The organism is Clostridium neuense (assembly GCF_045310695.1).
Classification (GTDB): domain Bacteria; phylum Bacillota; class Clostridia; order Clostridiales; family Clostridiaceae; genus Clostridium_S; species Clostridium_S neuense.
Map to the genome: position 1 here is coordinate 63,341 of NZ_JBJIAA010000015.1, position 21,477 is coordinate 84,817.

A 21,477-nucleotide genomic window follows, 5' to 3' on the forward strand; every position below is an offset into this window, starting at 1 on the left:
AATAAAATATATACTTTGTAAAAAAAAATAGCCTAGACACTTCTGCCTAAGCTATTTACATTAATTACTAAATGGGATGTCATTATACTATTTTAGTTGTCCAATCTTCACAATTCCAAATATCTGTAACAACATCTCTATAAAATTCAGGTTCATGGCAAACAAGAAGTATGCTTCCTTTATACTCTTGTAATGCTCTTTTAAGTTCATCCTTAGCATCAACATCTAAGTGATTAGTAGGCTCGTCCAATATCAATATATTTGTTTCCTTGTTAATAAGCTTACAAAGTCTTACCTTTGCCTGTTCCCCTCCACTTAATACTGCCATCTTGCTTTCAATATGCTTAGTCATAAGTCCGCACTTTGCAAGGGCTGATCTTACTTCATATTGATTAAAGGCTGGGAACTCTTTCCAAAGTTCATCTATACAAGTGTTATAATTCGCTTCCTTTATCTCCTGTTCAAAATAACCTAAATATTGATAATCTCCAAGTTCAACTTCTCCAGATATGGGAGGAATTTTTCCAAGAAGACTCTTTAAAAGAGTGGTTTTTCCAAGACCATTTGCTCCAACTAAGGCTATTTTTTGTCCTCTTTCCATCATAAGATTAAGTGGTCTTGTAAGAGGTTCATCATAGCCTATAACGAGCTTTCTTGTTTCAAATATAAGCTTTCCAGCTGCTCTTGCTTCTTTGAAATTAAACTCTGGTTTTGGTTTCTCCTTATCAAGTTCTATTCTTTCCATTTTATCAAGCTGCTTTTGTCTTGATTTAGCCATACCTGTTGTAGCAACTCTAGCTTTATTTCTTGCAACAAAATCTTCAAGCTTTGCAATTTCCTGCTGCTGCCTTTCATAAGCTGCTTCAATTTGTTTTTTGTTTGCTTCATAAACTCTCTGAAAATTATCATAATCTCCAACATATCTTGTGAGTTTTCTATTATCAATATGGTATATAAGATTTATAACTTCATTTAAAAAAGGTATATCATGTGATATCAAAATAAAGGCATTTTCGTAATCCTTCAAATATCTTTTTAGCCATTCAATGTGCTCTTCATCAAGGTAATTTGTAGGCTCGTCCAATAATAAAATATCTGGATTTTCAAGCAAAAGTTTTGCCAAAAGCACCTTTGTTCTTTGTCCACCACTCAAATCAGAAACATCCTTATCAAGACCTATATCTGTAAGTCCAAGTCCCTTTGCAACACTTTCTATCTTTATATCTATAGTATAAAAGCCATTGTTATCTAAAGTATCTTGAATAGTTCCCATATCCTCCATAAGCTTTTCTAATTCTTCTGGAGAAGCTTCTGCCATCTTGTCTGTAATTTGCATCATTTCAGCTTCCATATCAAAAAGATACTTAAATGCACCCTTTAAAACATCCCTAATGCTCATTCCCTTAGTTAACTTAGCATGCTGATCCATATAGCCAACCCTAACCTTATTTGACCAGGTAACTGTTCCTTCGTCTGGCATTAAGCTGCCTGTGATTATATTCATAAAGGTAGACTTACCTTCACCATTAGCTCCTATAAGTCCTACGTGCTCTCCCTTTAAAAGTCTAAAGGATACATCTTCAAAAATAGCTCTATCTCCAAAACCATGATTTACATTTTTAACTGTTAAAATGCTCATCCTAAACCTCCGCCATTAAAATTTAAAATATATAATAAAATATTAAATTAACAAAAGCTGAAAGTCAAAGTATTTTTATTTCTTTTTAACACATAATTTTACTATATGATATAATTCTATTGGTAATATTAAATATATAGCCTGAAAGTTTAAAATTGAATATATTTTAGTTTTACAAGTAAATTATAAAATTAAGAGCAGAGAGTAGAGAGTAAAGAGTAGAGTGAAGGAATAAAAAAATTACAAATATCTAGTTTTAGAAGGATAATCGGCTCTACCCAAACCTCGCATACGTTGATTCTCCTTGCGTTGGATAAATCTAAAATTATATAAAAAAACATAGTATGATGTTCAGCTAACTGAACTAACGCAATAAAACATTCTCTTAAACTAGCGTCAGCAATAAATTCTAAAATTTTCTGCCACATCAGAAAATTAACCTTCACTCTACTCTCTACTCTTTACTCTCTACTCTATATAAGTTGGAGGTCATGTGTAAATGGCATGCAAATTTTATTTAATTAAAAGAAAAAACCTTTTAGCAGAATTCGGTCATCCATGGGTATTTTCATCAGATATAGAAGGTTTTTATGGAACCTATAAAAATGGGGATATTGTTGAAGTATATGCTCATAATAATCGTTTTATAGGAAAAGGATATGTAAATGATGTTTCTAAAATAGCAATTAGACTTTTAACAAGAGATATTAACGAAGAAATAAATGAAGATTTTTTCAAAAGAAAACTTAAAGCTGCTTGGGAGTATAGAAAAAAGGTTATAGATACATCTAGCTGCAGATTTGTCTTTGGCGAAGCTGATTTTCTTCCTGGCCTTATAATAGATAAATTTGAAGACTATTATGTAATTCAATCCTTAGCTCTTGGCATAGATAAATATAAAGACATAATTGTTAAAATACTTAAGGAAGATTACGGTGCAAAAGGTGTTTACGAAAGAAGCGATGCTGCTGTAAGAGAAAAAGAAGGCTTAAAGCAAACTAAAGGCTTTTTAACAGAACCTTTTGATACTATGGTTCAAATAACAGAAAATGGCGTTAAATATTATGTTGATATTGCAGAAGGTCAAAAAACAGGTTTCTTCCTTGATCAAAAGGAAAACAGAAAAGCTATACATAAAATCTGCAAAGACAGCACTGTACTAGACTGCTTTACCCATACTGGTTCCTTTGCACTTAATGCAGGAATAGCTGGTGCCAAAAGCGTTCTTGGTGTAGATATATCTCAGCACGCAGTTGATTTTTGCAGAAAAAATGCTGAACTTAACAATTTATCAGATACAGTAAAATTTGAATGTCATAATGCCTTTGATGTACTTAGGCAATGGTCAGGTGAAGGTAAAACCTTTGACGTAGTAATATTAGATCCTCCTGCGTTTACAAAATCAAGAACTACAATAAATAGTGCTTCTAAAGGCTACAAGGAAATCAATCTTAGAGGAATGAAGCTTGTTAAACCAGGTGGATTTTTAGTTACTTGCTCATGCTCACATTTTATGAGTCCAGAACTATTTAAAGATGCCATAGCTTCTGCAGCATTTGATGCTGAAAAAACACTAAGACAGGTAGAATTTAGAACGCAGGCACCAGATCATCCAATACTTTGGACTGATGACGAATCATATTATTTAAAATTTTATATATTCCAGGTACTATAGATAAACAACTTGGAAGCTTGAAATGACTAATACCAAGGCTATCTTTCAAATCTAGTATTTTACTGAGAGTACAGAGTACAATTGACAGAGGACAGTGAAGGTTGATTTTCTTCCGTTTCACTACAGAAAATCTAAAACTTATACATGATACTATTTTAATATAAGGATTTATATATACTGGACTGTACAAGTTTACACCTAAAGTTCTGTAGGAACGGAGGAATTTTTTCCTTGCACATACGGTGGTAGCGAAGTAATAATGCTGAAAGAACGATTTAAAAAACTCCTAATAAATCTTGGTGAAAAAATCACAAAATACTTAGATATCTCAATCGTCTAAGCATCTTTCCAGCGAGTAAACATGCACGAGGTTTGGGCTTTGCCCCATTATCCTTCTATGCCTCAAGCAAGTACTCGCTTAAAATTACCACTTAGATTTATAGGAGTTTTTTAATGTGACGAAGCATTGTTACTTCGCATTATCTAATTATTATCTCTCCATCAACAAATTCTGGCACTATCTTTATAGTGTCTTTTTTGCAGCAATATTCAAAGTCTTCTTGAAGATTTAATTCCATTATTCTTTTATAGTGCTTTGCAAACTTGGCAAAACTTTTTATATCGCTGTTGTTTTCATATACATAATTTGCAGTACTAGCAACATCGGATAGCTCTACAGCTGTCATTTCTTTTAGACAATTTATTATATATCCACTGCATATAAAGTCATCTATTGAAAATTGACCATATGTACCGGCATTTACTATAACGACATCATCTTTTAATTTTAAAAGCTTTTCCGCCACTGCTCTTGCATTTAAAACAGAGCCTATAAGTATGCTACTAGCTCCTATGCTTCCTCTTATCGCTTTAGTTCCATTTGTTGTTGTCATAATCAATGTTTTTCCACCTATTACATCCCTACTATATTCAAGCGGAGAATTAGAGAAATCAAATCCATCTATCTTTAGTCCTTTTCTTTCACCACCAAGTATAACCTCTTCTTTGATATTTTTTGCTGTTTCAAGAGCTTCATCTATAGTAAGTACAGGAATAACCCTTTTGCATCCATTATTCATAGCTGTAGTTATTACAGAAGTAGCTCTAAGCATGTCAATTACAACAGCAGATTTATGAAGTACCTTTTCCTTTTTTATATCACCAGCGGATATTATTAAATCAATTTTCATTGTATACCCCTCCTCTAAAACAGAGTACAGTTGACAGAGAACAATTAACAGTTACTGTAATCTGTCATCTGTACTCTTCTATAATTGCTATTGTACTATGGATTGTTCCTCAATTCCATCTTTCTTTACTTTAAACATAGTCTTATTTTTTCATCATCTTGCACATCAATTTTTAATCGTGCTGGAGCTCCGTACTTGTCACAAAATCTTGCCCCATCCTTTAACTTATTAACACATTTTGTACAAAAAATAATTTACTATTCTTTATAAATGTTTTTCCTCTATTGTTATTGCGTGTTTGCTATACCTGTAAGCTGATAACTATTAATACTATCATTGTACTTAAACGTATATTTATAATCAAATGATTTTGTAGTAATATTGCCGCTGCTATCCTCTATATCATAAACTTCACTTGTAGTAACTGTTCCAGACTTATTATCATCATTTACATTTACAGAAACAACATTGCAAGTTCTAAGGTACTCTTTTATTCCCTTTTCATATGTACTAGGAATATACTTCGCTTGTTCATTATACAGATCACTTCCAGGATATACATATGATCCTATTTGTGAAATATCATTTGAATTAACAGCTTGAGTAAATGCATTAGTATACCCGTAGACAAGATTCTTAACTTTATCTTGTACATCATCAAGCTCGTTTTCAGCATCACCAAAATCCAAATAAATTCTATCCTCATCAGAAACATTATAATTATTACTTCTTAATTTTGCGCCATCCTTTTGAACAACACCGTATATCTGCGTATTTTTGCCGACAGGTCCAAAATTACTAGCCTCTGCCACCTTAACTCCAGTATCTTTATTGTTTACAAATATCTCAGCTTCTGGATTATCGCTATCAATGTTTATGTATTTTAAATCATTTAAAACCTCTATGCTTTCTTCATGACTTCCCTTATCAAGACTAACATCATAAGATTTACTTAAAGACACATACTTTCCCTTATAATCAGCAAGAAGAGTATGCCCTATTGGCATAAAAGGTCCATATTTTTTCTTAAAGTTATCGCTATCACTTTTTCCTATTTCTTTATTATCTAATGTAAATTTTATATCTTTAGTTGAAGCCTTTATCTCTATAAATGATGGCTGTATATTTATTTTATACTCAGGAAAAAACAGATATTTTTTACCTACAAGTTCAATATTAAAAGTCTGACTAGAATCATTTTGAAAGTTTTTTATTTCTGATGCCACTGCCGCTTGTTTGTTTAAATTTGATACAATACTGTTTAAATTAGAAGGATTACTTTTAAAATACTTTAAAAGCAATGATGTATTTCCATCATTTATACTTAATTCGCTATCATCACAAAACAGTATACTTTCAAGTTCACTCTTATTATTAGATGTAACTGCACTTTTAAATTTATCAACAACTACATCTGGTTTTGTAAGAGTGTTTCCTATAACATAAAATCCTATAGCCGTTGCAATTAAAACGAATATGACACAAGAAACAACTTTTGCTTTTAAATCAAATTTAAAGCTTGATTTTTGAATTTCAGGTACAGCTTGTTCTATTGGAATTCTAGGCAAATCCTGTTCTATAACTTCAATTTCCTCTGTTTTATCATCATTATTATTCACATTGTTAATTTCTAATTTGCTTCCACACTTGGAACAAAATAATTGTCCATCTTTTAATTCAGCACCACAATTAGAACAAAACTTCAATTTAATCATCTCCCATTATATTAAAAATTAATACCTTTAAATGATGTTATTATTTGTTGTAAATCTGAATATATAAAACTTGATGTACATATTAAATAAGCAACACAAATAACTACAAAACATATTGAGACAATAAATAAACTACAATCCTCTTTAACTCCAAGTACATCTTTAATTAATACAAATAAGCATCCTATTGAAATTATAATTCCTATTAATTGAACTGCAATTCCAGCATAATTTGATACATATGCTATTAGTATGGAAAGCGCTTTAAAGTATAAAAATGGTATTAACACAATAAGAGAAGTTTTATACATTTCTAATGCAGAAATCTGTTTATGGCCAGTGATGTTGGTTCCAACACTTATAAATATAAATATAATTACTGCAAGCATAACAAAAACAATACAGTTTTGAATAAATATCTTTCCATAAGGCACAACAACTAATTGTTTTATTTTATTAATACCAATCATAGCCTCATTAATATCTAATATATTACTACTTGATGTACTATTTTCAATTAGTCTATATATACCTTCAATTTTCTTTAATACGTCCATTATAATATTTTGGGCACTATAAAATAGTTGCTTAATTCTCCAAATTCCTAAAACTCCATAAAATAAAATTGAAATTAAGCTTAATGCTATAACAGTGTTATTATCATTGTCCCCTACAAACTTTTTACTAGCATATATTGGTCTAGTAAACATTTTTATCAAAATACTTATTGTATTTGTTAAATTTATACTACTGTCTGTACTATACTTTTTTTGATTTTTGCTTTGGGTAAATCTGTGATTTTCCTTATCCCTGTCATCATTTAAATTCCTTTCATCAAAATCATTATTTTGTGTTTGCTTAGTTCCACAATTACCGCAAAATAAATCATCATCTTGAAGTTCACATCCACATTTGTAACAATACTTCATCTCTAATAATCATCCTCCTGTTTACTTTATCCGCATACAAATTTCTTAAAAAGTAGCATATTTACACATTTGTATTGCTATTCACAAAAAAATCATACTTTATTAATTATAAATTCACACATTTTCCATTTTACCACTTGTAAATAAATTTGTCATATACTCAATTTATATACTTCAAGCAGAAAATATATTTGTTCAAAATAAAAAAAACAGCATATAAGCTGTTTTTTATTTCATCTCTTTCCAAACAAGGAATGCAGTTATAAAAACCGTTGCCTCCTTGAAATTTCTTATATCAAAACCCGTTTCTTTTTTTATTTTATCAAGTCTATATATTAAAGTATTCCTGTGTATATATAACTTTCTAGCAGATTCACTTATATTTAATCCACTTTTAACAAACTCATCTATAGTATTTATCATTTCTGAATCAAATTGATTAAACTTTTCTTTAAATTTATCTAAGAATTCCTTTTTTAATTTAGGTTCAATATTATAAACTATTTTTTCAAACAGCAATTTGTTATAATTAAGAACCCCTTCCTTTAGGGAAAATTTTTTACCGAGCACTAAGGCTTCTTTTGCTTCGTCATAAGCTTCTTTTAATTCGTACTTATCGTTTATAGTTTTACTGTAACTTATAGTACACTCACAAAACAAGTTAGAAATTATACCATCTCTAATACTCACAGCATGCTCATACGGATCTTCAAAATATCCTATTACAATGATATTTCCCTTGTATATTATACTTATAACATTCTCATCATTATAAAGTTGCTCTATTACATTTATTCCTTCATATCTACTACCGCTTATATTTATAATGAAGAGACTAGAACCCTTAGATATAAAAAATTCTTCGCCTTCAAACTTATCCTTATCAACTTCATTTGTTTCTAATAAATTAATTATAGATTGTTCCTTTGCAGAATAAAGTTCTTTATATTTATTTTCTATGGTGTATCTTAAAAGCTTTACGCAAGATTCATTTCCTTTATGTATACTTACAGCATCCTTGTTTTTCCCCAAATACACAGGAAAATAAATCTTATCACAGTCTTCTACATAAGAATCACTAGCATATATTACTTTCCCATTTTCCCCAGTAAGCTTAAATGATATATTGGTATTTTCACTTAATTCCTGTAGAAAGTCCTTAAATTCGTACATTTTTATTCCTCCTATGTCATCCCATACTTGTAAGTATAATTATATCATTATACTGTGAAAAAGCCCCTATAAAAAAGGAGCTTTTCTGAGTATATTTAAAATATATTTATTGGGAAACAATTTTATTAAACTAGAGTTTGTTCAGTTTCTTTATCGAATATATGAATCTTAGCTGTATTCATGCCTATCTTTAAAGTATCTCCAGCTTTAGCTTGTGAAGTTCCTGCAACTCTTGCAGTGAAATTAGATTTACCTTTAGTAAGGTATATATAAGTTTCTGAACCCATAAGCTCTGTTACTTCTACTTTAGCTTCTATTATAGCATCTTTGTGTTTCTCTAGGAATTCAGGATCTTCATCGATATTTTCTGGTCTTATACCCATGATAACTTCTTTTCCAACATATCCACCTTTTTTAACTACTTCTGCCTTATCTTGTGGAAGTGGTATAGTGTCACCTTCCACTACCAATGCTACTTTACCATCACTTTCAACTACTTTAGCATCTATGAAATTCATTTGAGGACTTCCTATGAAGCCTGCAACGAATATGTTTATAGGATGCTCGTATATATGTTGAGGAGTATCAACCTGCTGAACTATACCATCTTTCATAACAACAAGTTTTGTTCCTAATGTCATAGCTTCTGTCTGATCATGTGTAACATATATAAATGTTGTTTGTAATTTAGTATGAAGTTTTGATATTTCAGTTCTCATTTGAACTCTAAGTTTAGCATCCAAGTTTGATAAAGGTTCATCAAGAAGGAATACCTTTGGATTTCTTACTATAGCTCTTCCCATGGCAACTCTTTGTCTTTGTCCACCAGAAAGTGCTTTTGGTTTTCTGTCTAATAAATGATCTATATCAAGTATTTTTGCCGCTTCTTTAACCTTTTGTTCTATTTCTGCTTTAGGCACTTTTCTAAGCTTTAATCCGAATGCCATATTGTCAAAAACAGTCATGTGCGGATATAAAGCATAGTTCTGGAAAACCATAGCTATATCCCTGTCTTTTGGCGAAACATCATTAACTAATTTATCTCCTATGTAAAGCTCTCCTTGTGAAATTTCTTCAAGTCCAGCAATCATTCTAAGTGTTGTTGATTTACCGCATCCAGAAGGTCCTACGAATACGACAAATTCCTTATCTTCTATTTCAAGGTTAAAATCTTTAACGGCTGTTACGTTTCCTTCATATACTTTATAAATATGTCTTAATGATAAATTTGACATTGCTAACTCCTCCTCAACTTTTTTCTCTCATTGAGTATATGATATCTTATTGAAAACCTTTTATCTATACATAAAAAACACAAAACTATTTTATCTTATTTGTATAAAAGTACAAACCTTGATATAAGCCATTTTCCGTCATATTACTATTTATGGAATTTAGTACCTCCCACTTCTTAAGGCTCCACATTGGACCTATAAGTAAGTCCCTAGGCGCATCCCCCGTAAGCCTGTGAATAACTATATCTTGAGGAAGCATTGCAATTGCAGTACAAATTATATCAACATATTCATCTTTATGCATAAATTTAAGCTTACCCTCTTTATACAAATTAACCAAAGGAGTATCATAAAGTAAATGAAGCAAATGAAATTTCACTCCTTGTACATCAATTTGGGATATGTATTTTACTGTATTTAGCATATCCTCTCTTTCTTCATAGGGTAGCCCAAATATGGTATGAACTACAACATCTATGTTTCTTTTTCTAAGTCTATTTACTGCATCTTCAAAAGTCTTTAAATTATAACCCCTATTTATTATTTTTGCCGTCTTATCATTTACTGTTTGCAAGCCTAATTCTACCCAAACATAGGTCTTGCTGCTGAATTCTTCTATCAAATCAAGTACATCCTCACCTAGACAATCTGGACGTGTAGCAATAGCTAGTCCAACTACCCCTTCCTGACTAAGTGCTTCATCGTATTTTTGTCTAAGAACACTGCACGGAGCATAGGTATTAGTATACGCTTGAAAATAGGCTATGTATTTTCCACTCTTCCATTTTTTGCTCATCATAGCTTTTATATCTTGAAATTGTTTTTCTATTGAATAATTTCTATTTCCTGCAAAATCACCAGAACCTCTTTCACTGCAAAATATGCACCCACCGCTGCTTATAGTACCATCTCTGTTAGGACATGAGAAGCCTGCATCTAAGGATATTTTAAATACCTTTTCTCCAAACTTATTTCTTAAAAAATAATTTAAGTTATAATAAGGCTTATCTCCCCACATTTTTTTATCATTAACATTATCCAACTTATTTCAACCTCCTACAAAAACGACAATATAATTATAACACCTGTAAAATAAAATTTAAGGGCTATTGCACTAATAATTGTTTGAGTGGCAATTTATAAATGCTGAAAACCTTAAATCAGAGTACAGATGACAGAGTACAAAGTACAGTGAAGGATGATTTATCTTCCTCCCGTTAGAATAAATCTAAAATTGTACAATAAATTTTAGATTTTCTGTAGTAAAACGAGGTACAAAGATTCATGCTTAAAATTCCGTAGATACGGAGGAATTTTTTCCTTGCACTTACCGTGAGAGCGAAGTAACACTGCTGAAGGAACGATTAAAAAAAGCACTAATAAATCTTGGTTCAAAAATTGCAAAATACTTAGATATTTCAATCTGTCTGAGAGTATGCCACCTATTGAAATATATTAGTATCTTATGATTTTTGCGCCTTAGATTTATAGTACTTTTTTAACACGACGAAGCAGTTTTACTTAGCATTATTTTATTCATTTTGCTTTTCTATCTTTTGAGTTTTTATATTCCATTTCCACATTCCAATTAACTTTTTTGCAGAATCATCATTTGTATATTTTTCTTTAGGCGAACTCTCAAATATAAGATTTTCATCATCAAACATATTTATTTTCAAATCAAATTTTTCTTTAGGAAATTTCTTTTCTATATCCTTTGATAAAATTTTTCCGCTCTGTATTGCATATATTTTTAAATTAGTCCCCTCGCTACCTTTATATTGAACCGCAATATTTTTTTCATCCCTTGAAAACGCCATCTTTTGCACCTCGGAATCTTTATATACATCAATAGCCGTTAAAGCCTGTGCAGATACCTTTAATGGCTGTAAATCATCCTGAGTACCTCCCATTCCTTCAATTTGACTTACACCACTGCTTCCACCTTGGCCTCCGCCTCCGCCTTGGTCTCCTCCACCTGATTGCTGCTGGAGATCAGTTATTGGACATATTCCTACAAAAGCATTTGCTCCCTGTGTGGATACAGCTATATTATCGGCTGTATATGATAAACTTACATTTTTAAAACCATCCTTAGATACCTTCAATTTATTAACATTTGCAATATCACTTTTTTCAAAATAATATTCTGGGATACCTCGTAAATTAATAAGAACATTGCTCATAGCTTCATCTCTTGCTCTAACCATTAAGCTTCTTTTATATATATATACTTCCTTTTCATTATTAGTTTGTATGTCATCTATAACATAAGCCCCTTTTTCCTTTTTTACTTTAAAAGTATAAATATCTGTGCTTGTATATGGTGATGCTTCATCTACACTAACTACATTTACCTTTATATTTGCCTTAGTCCCCATTTCAGTTGAATCCATAATTTTATATCCTGTTATCCTAAGAGAAGGTTCATTTTGCTTCTTAACTTTATTCTTAAAATCTTTGCTATACATATAGTCCATACTTGTAAGGTCATTTTTCATATAATATTTAATATAAGTTTCAACCATTTTATTGGCTTTTGTAATTTCAAATTCATTTACATTTGTAATTTTATCTTTTTTATTAGCACAACCTGTAAAACTAAAGATAAAAAACAAAGCTATAAAAAAGCAAATTATTTTTTTCATATATACTGCCTCCAATATATACTCTCATATTTTATTTGAATAAGTGCTTATTATTTTCACTTAAGCGTCAAAACCTGCATTAAATAAACAGTACCTCATAGTCAAACAATTTTTAGCTTTTATGTATCATAATAAGTTTTTTAATGCAACTTTAATTTATATATAGTTTGTCACAAAATTCATAATCATAATCATTATTTTAATTTAAATCTATATACATATATAGAAACATTTTCTTTGGAGGATATATTGAAATATGAATACTTTAAAAAGTAATTTAAAAGCAATATTTCAAATTGCAGCTGTTTTCATAGGAACAATTGTTGGAGCTGGACTTGCTTCCGGACAAGAAATTTCTCAGTTTTTCACTTTATACGGAACCAAAAGCTTTTTAGGTCTTATAATATGTACATTATTATACATAATTCTAGGAAACATAATAATAAAATTAAGTAGAGCTTTTAACCTCAATTCCTATAAAGAATTAATAAGCCTTGCCAGCATTGGAATACTAGGAGATGCAATTACTGTTATTGTAAGTTTTTTTATGCTTAGTAGTGCAGCTATAATTTTGGCTGGGAGTGGAGCCTTATTAAACCAATTTTTTAAAATACCAAAAATCATAGGTATAATCATAATGATAACCTGCACTTTAATTGTACTATTTAGAAATACTGCTGGAATTATTGAAATAAATTCAATTATAGTTCCAATATTAATTACGGTTGTCTCATCAATTTTTATACTTTATCTTGCATTTTCAAACAATACAGGTTCTATTCATCAAGTTCAATTTATTACCTACAAAAAAAATTGGCTAATCTCCAGTGTTTTGTATTCAGGCTTCAATATACTATGCTGCTCCGGCGTTCTCGTACCTTTGAGTACAGAAAAAGAGTATAACAGTTTTAAGAATTTAATTTTAGGTGTAGCTTTAGGGTCCATAGCACTTTTAATTATTTCATCAATGATAAACTTTCTTCTAATACTTAATCTACCTTATACATTAAAATATGAAATACCTTTATTATATATTTCAAGTAGGTTTGGAAAAATAATTCAGCTTATATTACTCATAACAATATGGTGCGAAATGTTATCTACAGAAATCTCAGATATATATAGTATTGCCAAAAGTTTAGAAAATAGCTTTTTAAAAATTTCATATAAAAAGTCTATAATACTCGTAATAATTATTGCTCTTCCAATTTCTCAAATAGGCTTTAAAAATTTAATTTCGATTTTATACCCTGCCTTTGGGGTCATAAGTGTATTTTTTATGATACAATGTACTTACTTCTACATGAAACACAAATAAAATTGTATTTTAAAGTTTTCATGTAGTTTTACTTTAAAGCTAAAGTATAAAGGAGTTGTTTGAAGTTGACCAATTTACTTTCAGAATGCAGCTTATGTCCTAGAAAGTGCAATGTTAATAGATTAGATAATAAATTAGGTTTTTGCTCGTCTGGCGAAAATGTAAAAATATCAAGAGTTTCCCTTCATAATTGGGAAGAACCCTGCATATCTGGCACAAAGGGCTCTGGAACTGTATTTTTTTCAAACTGTAATCTTCGCTGTGTATTTTGCCAAAATCACACTATAAGTCAAGAGGGTTTTGGAAAGGAAGTTTCAATAGAAAGACTTAGTGAAATTTTCCTAGAACAGCAAGAAAGAGGGGCTCATAATATAAATCTTGTTACTCCAACGCATTACGCTTATCAAATAGTTGAAGCAATAAAATTATCTAAAAAAAATGGTTTATCAATACCAATTTTATATAATTCAAATGGATACGAAAATGTTGAAACCATTAAAATGCTTAATGGTTATATAGACGTTTATCTTCCTGATTTAAAATATTTCAACGATAAGTATGCAATTAAATATTCAAAAGCTCCAAATTATTTTAAAATAGCCTCTAATGCCATAATGGAAATGGTATCTCAAGTTGGGGCCCCTCTATTTGATGAAAATAATTTAATAAAAAAGGGTGTTATAATAAGGCATTTAATGCTTCCTGGTCTACTTTTTGATTCTAAAAAAGTTATTGACTATATTTATAATACCTTCGGAGACTCTGTTTACATAAGCATAATGAACCAATACACACCTATGTATGATGCTGAAAAATATCCAGAAATAAATAAGCCGCTTAACCCTAAACACTACGATGCACTTATAGACTACAGCTTATCTATTGGGGTTAAGAACGGCTTTATACAAGAAACAGGCACAAACTCAAAAGAATTTGTCCCAGAATTTGATCTCCGTGGAGTCGATTATGCTAAGTAACATGGCAGAAAATCAATGAAAATTTTTCTCCGCTTTCCTATAAAAAATTCCCTGTAAACATTGTTAATCAATAAAAATTAAGGGCAATATATTTTTGAGAAATTTAATTAACTACAAATATTCATGCTTAAAATTCCGTAGGTACGGAGGAATTTTTTCCTTATACCACTGTGGGAGCGAAGTAACAATGCTGAAGGAGCAGTTTAAAAAAATCCTAATAAATCTTGGTGGAAAAATTGTAAAATACTTAGATATTTCAATTGTCTGAGCATTTTTTCAGCGAGTAAACATACACGGGGCTTGGGCTTCGCCCATTATCCTTCTATACCCTGAGCAGGTACTCGCTTAGAATCACCACATAGATTTATAGGATTTTTTTAATGCGACGAAGCATTGTTACTTCGCATTATTTTTAAATTTTATATTTTTTAAGATCTCCTTTAAAATTTTCTGCAATCTTTTTAAATTCATCTATTCCTTCTGTAAGCTTACTTATCTGAGACATATACTCTGTAACACTAGCACTTACCTCTTCTGATGAAGCTGAATTTTCTTCTGATATAGCAGCAATAGCTTCTATATTTTCATAAATCTTTGATATTGAATTTGCTTCACTATTTAACTTTTCCACAGTTTCAATCATTGAATCTGCAACCGCCTTAGCTGAGGCATTAGCATCCTTACTTAATGTTCTTACATTTTCTAGATTTGAAGTTTCTTTTTCGAGAACATAATATTGAGCTTCTATTTTTTGAACAAGTTCACCGATATCAGTTACAAAAAGTTCAAGGTTAGAATTTATATTTTTAACTGCATCTTTAGTTTCCTCAGCAAGCTTTCTTACCTCTTCTGCTACAACTGAAAAACCTTTACCCATTTCTCCTGCTCTAGCTGCCTCTATAGATGCGTTAAGTGCTAAAAGATTTGTTTGATCTGATATTTCAGCCACTATAAGCACTATATTATTTATGTCCTTAGCTTTATTTGAGAGTTCCAGCCCCTTACTCTTTACCTCCTGGAATTTTGTAAGACTTTCAAGTATATTTTTACTTGTTGTATCAACGCTTTTATAGCTATTATTTATTTTATCTATTGTTTCTTCAAGCTGTTTTTTGTTTGCATTTTCATTTTCAACTACTTGATTTAAAGATTCGATATTTGCATTAAGAACTGTTACACTATCCTGAGTGTTTTCAGCTTGACTTACAAATGATTCAGATACTTGTTCAACAACTGTAGATATTTGTCCAGAAGTTTCCTTCATAGAACCAGATATATCGCTAACATTGCCAACGAATGCATTCATTTCATCAGTAAGACCTTTAAAGCCAACAAAGTTAGCAGTCATAGATTTTATGTAAGCTCCTAATTCATCATACAACTCTTCCCAGAAGTCACCAGTCACTATATTACCATCAACAACAAAATTGTTGTTTTTTAAGTTTTCTATAGTTTCACTTATAATTCTTTTAGGTCCTATCATAATTTCAGCAGCAACAAAGGCTGATACTGAAGATATCAAAGCCGCTATAATTGCTTTTATGTAATTATTTAACCCCATTATAGGAATAAACGTTACTATGGATATAATAAATGTAAATATTCCAACCTTAGCACCAAAACTTTTTATAAATCCAAATGATAAAAGTTTATTAAATCTAAAAGTTTTCTTATAGTAGATATCTTTATCAAAAGTTATTTTTATTTTTACAAAATCATCACCTTGTTCCAAGATATCGCATTTAATTTCCTCATTAAAAAATTTAGCACTTCCTTTTAGCATTCCTTGAAGATAATCAAACATTCCACGTTTTGATTTATACAAAAAAACTGCTTCCCTCTTGGATATCGGTTTTATTGTAATTAGCGGTGGCTTAGCACCAGGAAACTTTTTTGTCATGACAACATGAACATCAAACATGGATTTTAAAAATGAAAACAAATTTTCATGTTCAAAAAAAGCAGGAAAGCTTTCAAAGAAAGCATTTATATTATCTTCCCCTACGCTTTCCCATATTTGCTTTTTATCCTTATTAACCTTTCCAGCTATAGTCTCAATTAATTTATATACTACATTGTCCTGTACATCCTCCATTGGTGAAAATATTTTATCTCTTCCAAGAGCACATTCTTCAAGAGTGCCTTTTGTAATTTCCTCACCATACAGTTTTTTACATGTATTAACCCATGTACCAACTACAGTACCTTTCATTAAATTCCCCCCAATCAATTTCTTCTTACTTAAATTATACATATAATCACTTGTTTTTTGAAGCCTTTTATTTCCAGGTAAACGTTTGCTTTAAATAATTAATAATTTTTTTTATCTAATAATAAATCTTAAATCAAAATTATCTTATTACTTAAAATATAGTAAAAAAATAAGATTTCAGGTAGTATTATAAATAAACCTTCTGAAATCTTAAATGAATTTTTAATAAAATTTTAGTGTAAATTATAACTTAAATTCAACCTTTTCTAACTTTCCTACAACTTTAATATCCTTTATGTTTACAGTTTGTGTTTGTACATTTCCATTATTACTAATTAAAAGTGCCTTAGTATTATCCAATTTTTTTATCTGCCTTATGAATCTCTTACCATTAAGTTCTAAAATGCATATTGAATTATTCTCTATTTCATGTATTATATGTCCAAAAGCTATATCATCCTTCATTATTCTAAAGCCAGCCATATCATTATCTTCTATTTTAACAAAAAATACCTTATCGTGGTTAAAGCCTTCGATTTTGTTTGATATTACTGGAAGCTCCCTTGCACCGAGCTTTTTATTAAAATTATAATCATACACAGGAACTTCCTTTAATATAGAACTCATTGCATTTGTCCATGTTTCATTAGCCTCTGTTGTTTTAGGCTTGAATGCCAAGTTCCTCTTTTCCTCTACTATATCTTCATTCAAATCATTCATGCTAATGTCATTTATATCTTTTCCAAATACCTTTTTTATTCTTAATATTAGGCTGTCATTTATAACCTTTTTACCATTTTCTATTTCTTTAATAAAGTTTTCATTTACTCCAAGCTTCTTTCCAAATTGCTTTTCATTAAGCTTAGCTTCTAATCTTATGCTTTTTACCTTTTCTCCAGCTCTACTCATTCTATCATCCCTCTGTTTTATGTTATATACAAAAATTGTCTAAAAGATTTAGATTATATTTACCATAAGCATCAATTAATGCCCATCTAGTTAACAATGCACAATTAAGGTTGATTTATACTCCCCATAATTAATATTTAAAAAAACAGAAAGCCAACCGTAATTGTGCACCGTTATTGTACAACTATTATTTATATCCGTTATCTATATACCACTGTCGCTCTTCAATCATGTGATCCATAAGATATTTCAATGACCAATTTTGAGAGACTGGTGTAACTTGTGCAAATATCGGCTTTTTATTTGATATATCCTTCATAATTTGTATTCCCTTATCTACGTTCTTATCAGTAATGTTGTTAAATAACACCAACCTCTCATCTGGCAACTTAACATCATAAGTTAAAATTTCAAGTCCTTTTAATATATCGCATATTTTCATCTTAGCCATATTCTCATTTATTATTAGTAACGTTGGCATATTATGTTTATTAAATAAATCCTTAATCCTTTGAATTTCTTCTTCATTATAACCATATATTAATATTTTACTGTTGTTTTCCATAAAGCCCCTTCTTTCTTTTATAACATCCTGTGTTATTTAGTAAATAGTTTCTTCATTCCACATCATATTTACCCCTAGGCTTTTAACTTTCCTGTCAAAATTTAATACTATACATCCACCAGGTAGAACAAAGATTCTTTGCTCTTTAAATATTTCTTTCCCTTTAGATTTTACCACACAGAAATTTTTAATTTCAATACAATTATCAAAATTCTTTGTAAAATTGCAGTTTATATTCAAGTCATCATTTTGAGCTTTGCAATTTTCTTCTCCTATAAGGACCTCAAGCTTATTATCGGAATCATACGGAACTATCTCAAGTTTTTCAATAATGTATATTAAATTTCCATTTTCAGGATTAATGAGTTTTAAAGAATTAAATAATTCATCAGATGAAATTTTTATGGACTTCTCTTTTATCTCACTGTTATTTAAGTACGTACTATAACCATTAACTTTCCCACAAGCAAAAACTTTCATTTTTAAATCACCTTATTTCCATAGTTATATTGATGCCATTTTAAGCTTCCAATACTAATAATTTATTCAAATAACTAGGTTATGGTGAAATAAAATTAAATGCTACTATATTAACAAACTTTAAGAACTATTCTTATGTAATTTACTAACTATTAAGTAAGTTATAACTTAATTCAACCATTTCTTCATTAAGTGAATTAAATATTTCAATTTTCCCTTTTTCCGTTTTATCATTTATTATGTTATACGATTGAAGCTTTCTTTTAAGCTGTCTTACAGTCCCTTCGCTTCCATCAATAATTGGAATATTAGCACTAACTACTTTAGAAATCTCTTCTTTAACAAATGGGTAATGGGTACATCCCAGCACAATAGCTGCAATCTTTTCTTCTTTATATGTAGCTAATTTAGTTTCAATATAATCATTAACAACTGGTCCACTAAAATGTCCCTGTTCTATTATTTCCGCAAGTCCCGGACAAGGAACTGGTACCATTTCTGCAAAATCCTCATATTGCTTCATTAGTCTCATAAATTTATTTTCTTTAAGTGTTACAGGAGTAGCCATAACTATTATTTTTCCACCCCTTTTAAGTTTTATTGCAGGCTTAAGTGCTGGTTCAATTCCTATAACAGGCATATTTTTATACTTTTCTCTAAGTTTATCTATGGCTGCACTTGTGGCAGTATTACAGGCAACAACAATTGCCTTAACTTGTCTACTTACTAAGGTTTCTGCAACCTGAAATACTAATTTTCTTATTTCGTCTACACCTTTTTCTCCATATGGTGCATTTTTAGAATCCCCATAATATATAAAATCCTCATTTGGCAGTTTTTTAACCGCTTCTCTAAGAACGCTTATGCCACCAACTCCAGAATCAAAAACGCCTATAGACTTATATTTATTTTCCAAGAATATCACCTCTAATAATTCATACCACATAATTATACAACATATAAAATTATTTAACTATAATATGTAGTAATTGAAAATTAAAAATTGAAAATGTATAGATTATACTTGAATTTAATTCAATAAAATCCTTCACTACAATATTTTTATTGCCATATATTGAAAACTATTCAATATTATATTAATATTAATGTATACATTTAGATAATCAAACTATATGTATATATTATTCTTTAGCATTTTCCATTTTAATAATTAAATGGATTAAGTTTCACTATATAAAGACAATTATTAGTCTATAATTTTTCAAGAATGATTCGAATATTATATAAGTTAATAATTTAGTTAATAAAATAGACCTTACATTAAAACATTGAATAATAAGACCTATAAACCCAATGAGTGGGAGGGATTAAATTGTATAAAAACAGTAAGACTAAATACTTAAAAATATTAATTTTAAGCGACTATAATATTAATCAAGATTATTTGTTAAAAATATTATCGCATATAAAATTTAATAATATGTACTTAGAAACAACTTCTTTAAATCTAATTGAAGATTGTAAAAAATTTATAAGTAGTAATCCAGATACCGCTTTAAGTATTATAGATTTAGATGATGATAAAGATGCAGCAGCTTTAAAACTAGAAATGATTAACTATATAAGAAACGTATTAAAAAATAAAACAATGAGAATTATATTGAAGGGAACTTTTTCAGAAAAAAATACTTCTACAACCTACGCCCTAAAATATAATATTAACGGCTTTATAAATAATGAGGCATTGGATAACGATTCAGTTACTACCTCTATATTAACATGCCTCAGAAGTTTTGAAGATCTATATGCCATGAATAAGAATAGAAAAGGCCTTGAAAAAATAATAAAATCATCCTCTACCCTCTTCAGAACTCAATCAATGAAAAAGCTTGCACTTATGGTCTTAAATCAATTGTCCTCTATAATATCCTCGAAAACATTGTCTTCTTTTATGATAACTAAATCACAAAATAATTTTTACTTTCTCTGTGGAACTGGTAAGTATGGTTCAAATCTTATAAAAAACAACATACCATCAGATATTGTTGAGAAATTATATGATGCCTCAAGCTTTAGAAGAAATAGGTATTTTGATGATTATTTTATTATTTTTTTAGGAGAAAACCAAATAAATCAAAACATAATTTACTTTGAAATTCCTCAACCATTATCTTCAATTACAATCGATTTAATAGAAATTTTTTGTACAAACATTTCTGCTGCTATAAATAACATGTATCTTAATGAAGAACTGGAAACTACAGAAAAAGAGTTGATTTTTACTCTTGGTGAAATATCTGAAGCACGTTCAAGAGAAACAGGCCATCATGTTAAACGTGTAGCAGAATACTCTAAGATTTTAGCTTTAAACTATGGTTTATCGCACAAAGAAGCAGAATTGATACGTATGGCTTCTCCTATGCACGATGTCGGAAAGCTTGCAATCCCAGATTCTATCCTTAATAAACCTGCTAAACTAACAAATGAAGAATTTGAAATTATGAAAACTCACTCAAGGATAGGATATGAAATGTTAAAAAAATCAAACAAAAGACTTATGAAGAGTGCTTCAATTATTGCACTTGAACACCATGAAAAATATAATGGAACAGGTTACCCTTATGGACTATCCGGTGAAGACATCCATCTATATGGAAGAATAACAGCTGTTGCTGATGTGTTCGATGCACTTGGAAGTGATAGAGTTTACAAAAAAGCTTGGGAACTAACTAAAATTATTAATCACTTCAAAGAAGAAAGTGGAAAACACTTTGATCCTAAAATAGTCAAAATATTTTTTAAGAGTCTAGAGCAAATATTAGAAATAAGAGATAAATTTCCAGACGTTTAA

Annotated in this window: 17 protein-coding genes; 4 read left to right on the forward strand and 13 right to left on the reverse strand. The window is 29.8% G+C overall.

From position 1 onward, the window contains the following. Positions 1–82: 82 nt before the first annotated feature. A complete protein-coding gene (locus ACJDT4_RS17240) occupies positions 83–1,639 on the reverse strand; it encodes an ABC-F family ATP-binding cassette domain-containing protein (RefSeq protein ID WP_406788818.1) in 1,557 nt (518 codons plus the stop codon). 499 nt (positions 1,640–2,138) lie between these two features. On the opposite strand from ACJDT4_RS17240, the gene ACJDT4_RS17245 reads away from it, so the two are divergent. Continuing rightward, the gene (locus tag ACJDT4_RS17245; protein ID WP_406788819.1) at positions 2,139–3,314 is read left to right on the forward strand and encodes a class I SAM-dependent rRNA methyltransferase; all 1,176 of its coding nucleotides are present in this window, start codon (positions 2,139–2,141) and stop codon (positions 3,312–3,314) included. 479 nt (positions 3,315–3,793) lie between these two features. On the opposite strand, the gene ACJDT4_RS17250 is transcribed toward ACJDT4_RS17245, so the two are convergent. The 7 genes from ACJDT4_RS17250 to ACJDT4_RS17285 form a co-directional block, all read right to left on the reverse strand. Next, entirely contained in the window at positions 3,794–4,504 is a 711-nt protein-coding gene (locus tag ACJDT4_RS17250) for a 2-phosphosulfolactate phosphatase family protein (protein ID WP_406788820.1), read from the reverse strand. Positions 4,505–4,791: 287 nt separating this feature from the next. Next, a complete protein-coding gene (locus ACJDT4_RS17260; RefSeq protein WP_406788821.1) occupies positions 4,792–6,210 on the reverse strand; it encodes a zinc ribbon domain-containing protein in 1,419 nt (472 codons plus the stop codon). 20 nt (positions 6,211–6,230) lie between these two features. Beyond that, the gene (locus ACJDT4_RS17265; RefSeq protein WP_406788823.1) at positions 6,231–7,148 is read right to left on the reverse strand and encodes a zinc ribbon domain-containing protein; all 918 of its coding nucleotides are present in this window, start codon (positions 7,146–7,148) and stop codon (positions 6,231–6,233) included. A 228-nt stretch (positions 7,149–7,376) separates the two neighbouring features. Then, positions 7,377–8,321: a PucR family transcriptional regulator gene (locus ACJDT4_RS17270; RefSeq protein ID WP_406788824.1), complete on the reverse strand. Its 945-nt coding sequence runs from the start codon at positions 8,319–8,321 to the stop codon at positions 7,377–7,379. Positions 8,322–8,446: 125 nt separating this feature from the next. Beyond that, positions 8,447–9,556: an ABC transporter ATP-binding protein gene (locus ACJDT4_RS17275; RefSeq protein WP_406788825.1), complete on the reverse strand. Its 1,110-nt coding sequence runs from the start codon at positions 9,554–9,556 to the stop codon at positions 8,447–8,449. A gap of 85 nt (positions 9,557–9,641) precedes the next feature. Then, the gene (mnmL, locus tag ACJDT4_RS17280) at positions 9,642–10,574 is read right to left on the reverse strand and encodes a tRNA modification radical SAM protein MnmL/YtqA (protein ID WP_406788898.1); all 933 of its coding nucleotides are present in this window, start codon (positions 10,572–10,574) and stop codon (positions 9,642–9,644) included. Positions 10,575–11,088: 514 nt separating this feature from the next. Continuing rightward, positions 11,089–12,204 (reverse strand): hypothetical protein, encoded by a 1,116-nt coding sequence (locus ACJDT4_RS17285; RefSeq protein WP_406788826.1) that lies wholly within the window; start codon positions 12,202–12,204, stop codon positions 11,089–11,091. 256 nt (positions 12,205–12,460) lie between these two features. On the opposite strand from ACJDT4_RS17285, the gene ACJDT4_RS17290 reads away from it, so the two are divergent. Beyond that, a complete protein-coding gene (locus tag ACJDT4_RS17290; protein WP_406788827.1) occupies positions 12,461–13,522 on the forward strand; it encodes a YkvI family membrane protein in 1,062 nt (353 codons plus the stop codon). Between the two features lie 65 nt (positions 13,523–13,587). Further along, positions 13,588–14,499, forward strand: coding sequence for a radical SAM protein (locus ACJDT4_RS17295; protein ID WP_406788828.1), 912 nt, complete (start codon positions 13,588–13,590; stop codon positions 14,497–14,499). A gap of 412 nt (positions 14,500–14,911) precedes the next feature. Here the strand turns inward: ACJDT4_RS17295 and ACJDT4_RS17300 are convergent, their stop codons facing one another. From ACJDT4_RS17300 to murI, 5 genes are all read right to left on the reverse strand, one after another. Beyond that, positions 14,912–16,711 carry a heme NO-binding domain-containing protein gene (locus ACJDT4_RS17300; protein WP_406788829.1) on the reverse strand — a complete coding sequence of 600 codons (1,800 nt, stop codon included), beginning with the start codon at positions 16,709–16,711 and terminating at the stop codon, positions 14,912–14,914. A gap of 243 nt (positions 16,712–16,954) precedes the next feature. Then, the gene (locus ACJDT4_RS17305) at positions 16,955–17,620 is read right to left on the reverse strand and encodes a S24 family peptidase (protein WP_406788830.1); all 666 of its coding nucleotides are present in this window, start codon (positions 17,618–17,620) and stop codon (positions 16,955–16,957) included. A 187-nt stretch (positions 17,621–17,807) separates the two neighbouring features. Then, a complete protein-coding gene (locus ACJDT4_RS17310) occupies positions 17,808–18,185 on the reverse strand; it encodes a DUF3783 domain-containing protein (protein WP_406788831.1) in 378 nt (125 codons plus the stop codon). Positions 18,186–18,221: 36 nt separating this feature from the next. Continuing rightward, positions 18,222–18,665, reverse strand: a complete 444-nt coding sequence (locus ACJDT4_RS17315; RefSeq protein WP_406788832.1) for a hypothetical protein — start codon at positions 18,663–18,665, stop codon at positions 18,222–18,224. A gap of 145 nt (positions 18,666–18,810) precedes the next feature. Continuing rightward, on the reverse strand, positions 18,811–19,581 hold the full coding sequence (gene murI / locus ACJDT4_RS17320) for a glutamate racemase (protein ID WP_406788833.1): 771 nt from the start codon (positions 19,579–19,581) through the stop codon (positions 18,811–18,813). Between the two features lie 417 nt (positions 19,582–19,998). Between murI and ACJDT4_RS17325 the strand changes: the two genes are divergently transcribed. Further along, positions 19,999–21,477, forward strand: coding sequence for a DUF3369 domain-containing protein (locus ACJDT4_RS17325; RefSeq protein WP_406788834.1), 1,479 nt, complete (start codon positions 19,999–20,001; stop codon positions 21,475–21,477).

Excerpts from the sequence above, each read along its gene's own strand:
- ACJDT4_RS17240 (WP_406788818.1), bottom strand. The coding sequence starts at position 1,639 with ATGAGCATTTTAACAGTTAAAAATGTAAATCATGGTTTTGGAGATAGA.
- ACJDT4_RS17245 (WP_406788819.1), top strand. The coding sequence starts at position 2,139 with ATGGCATGCAAATTTTATTTAATTAAAAGAAAAAACCTTTTAGCAGAA.
- ACJDT4_RS17250 (WP_406788820.1), bottom strand. The coding sequence starts at position 4,504 with ATGAAAATTGATTTAATAATATCCGCTGGTGATATAAAAAAGGAAAAG.
- ACJDT4_RS17265 (WP_406788823.1), bottom strand. The coding sequence starts at position 7,148 with ATGAAGTATTGTTACAAATGTGGATGTGAACTTCAAGATGATGATTTA.
- ACJDT4_RS17270 (WP_406788824.1), bottom strand. The coding sequence starts at position 8,321 with ATGTACGAATTTAAGGACTTTCTACAGGAATTAAGTGAAAATACCAAT.
- ACJDT4_RS17275 (WP_406788825.1), bottom strand. The coding sequence starts at position 9,556 with ATGTCAAATTTATCATTAAGACATATTTATAAAGTATATGAAGGAAAC.
- mnmL (WP_406788898.1), bottom strand. The coding sequence starts at position 10,574 with ATGTGGGGAGATAAGCCTTATTATAACTTAAATTATTTTTTAAGAAAT.
- ACJDT4_RS17285 (WP_406788826.1), bottom strand. The coding sequence starts at position 12,204 with ATGAAAAAAATAATTTGCTTTTTTATAGCTTTGTTTTTTATCTTTAGT.
- ACJDT4_RS17290 (WP_406788827.1), top strand. The coding sequence starts at position 12,461 with ATGAATACTTTAAAAAGTAATTTAAAAGCAATATTTCAAATTGCAGCT.
- ACJDT4_RS17300 (WP_406788829.1), bottom strand. The coding sequence starts at position 16,711 with ATGAAAGGTACTGTAGTTGGTACATGGGTTAATACATGTAAAAAACTG.
- ACJDT4_RS17305 (WP_406788830.1), bottom strand. The coding sequence starts at position 17,620 with ATGAGTAGAGCTGGAGAAAAGGTAAAAAGCATAAGATTAGAAGCTAAG.
- ACJDT4_RS17310 (WP_406788831.1), bottom strand. The coding sequence starts at position 18,185 with ATGGAAAACAACAGTAAAATATTAATATATGGTTATAATGAAGAAGAA.
- ACJDT4_RS17315 (WP_406788832.1), bottom strand. The coding sequence starts at position 18,665 with ATGAAAGTTTTTGCTTGTGGGAAAGTTAATGGTTATAGTACGTACTTA.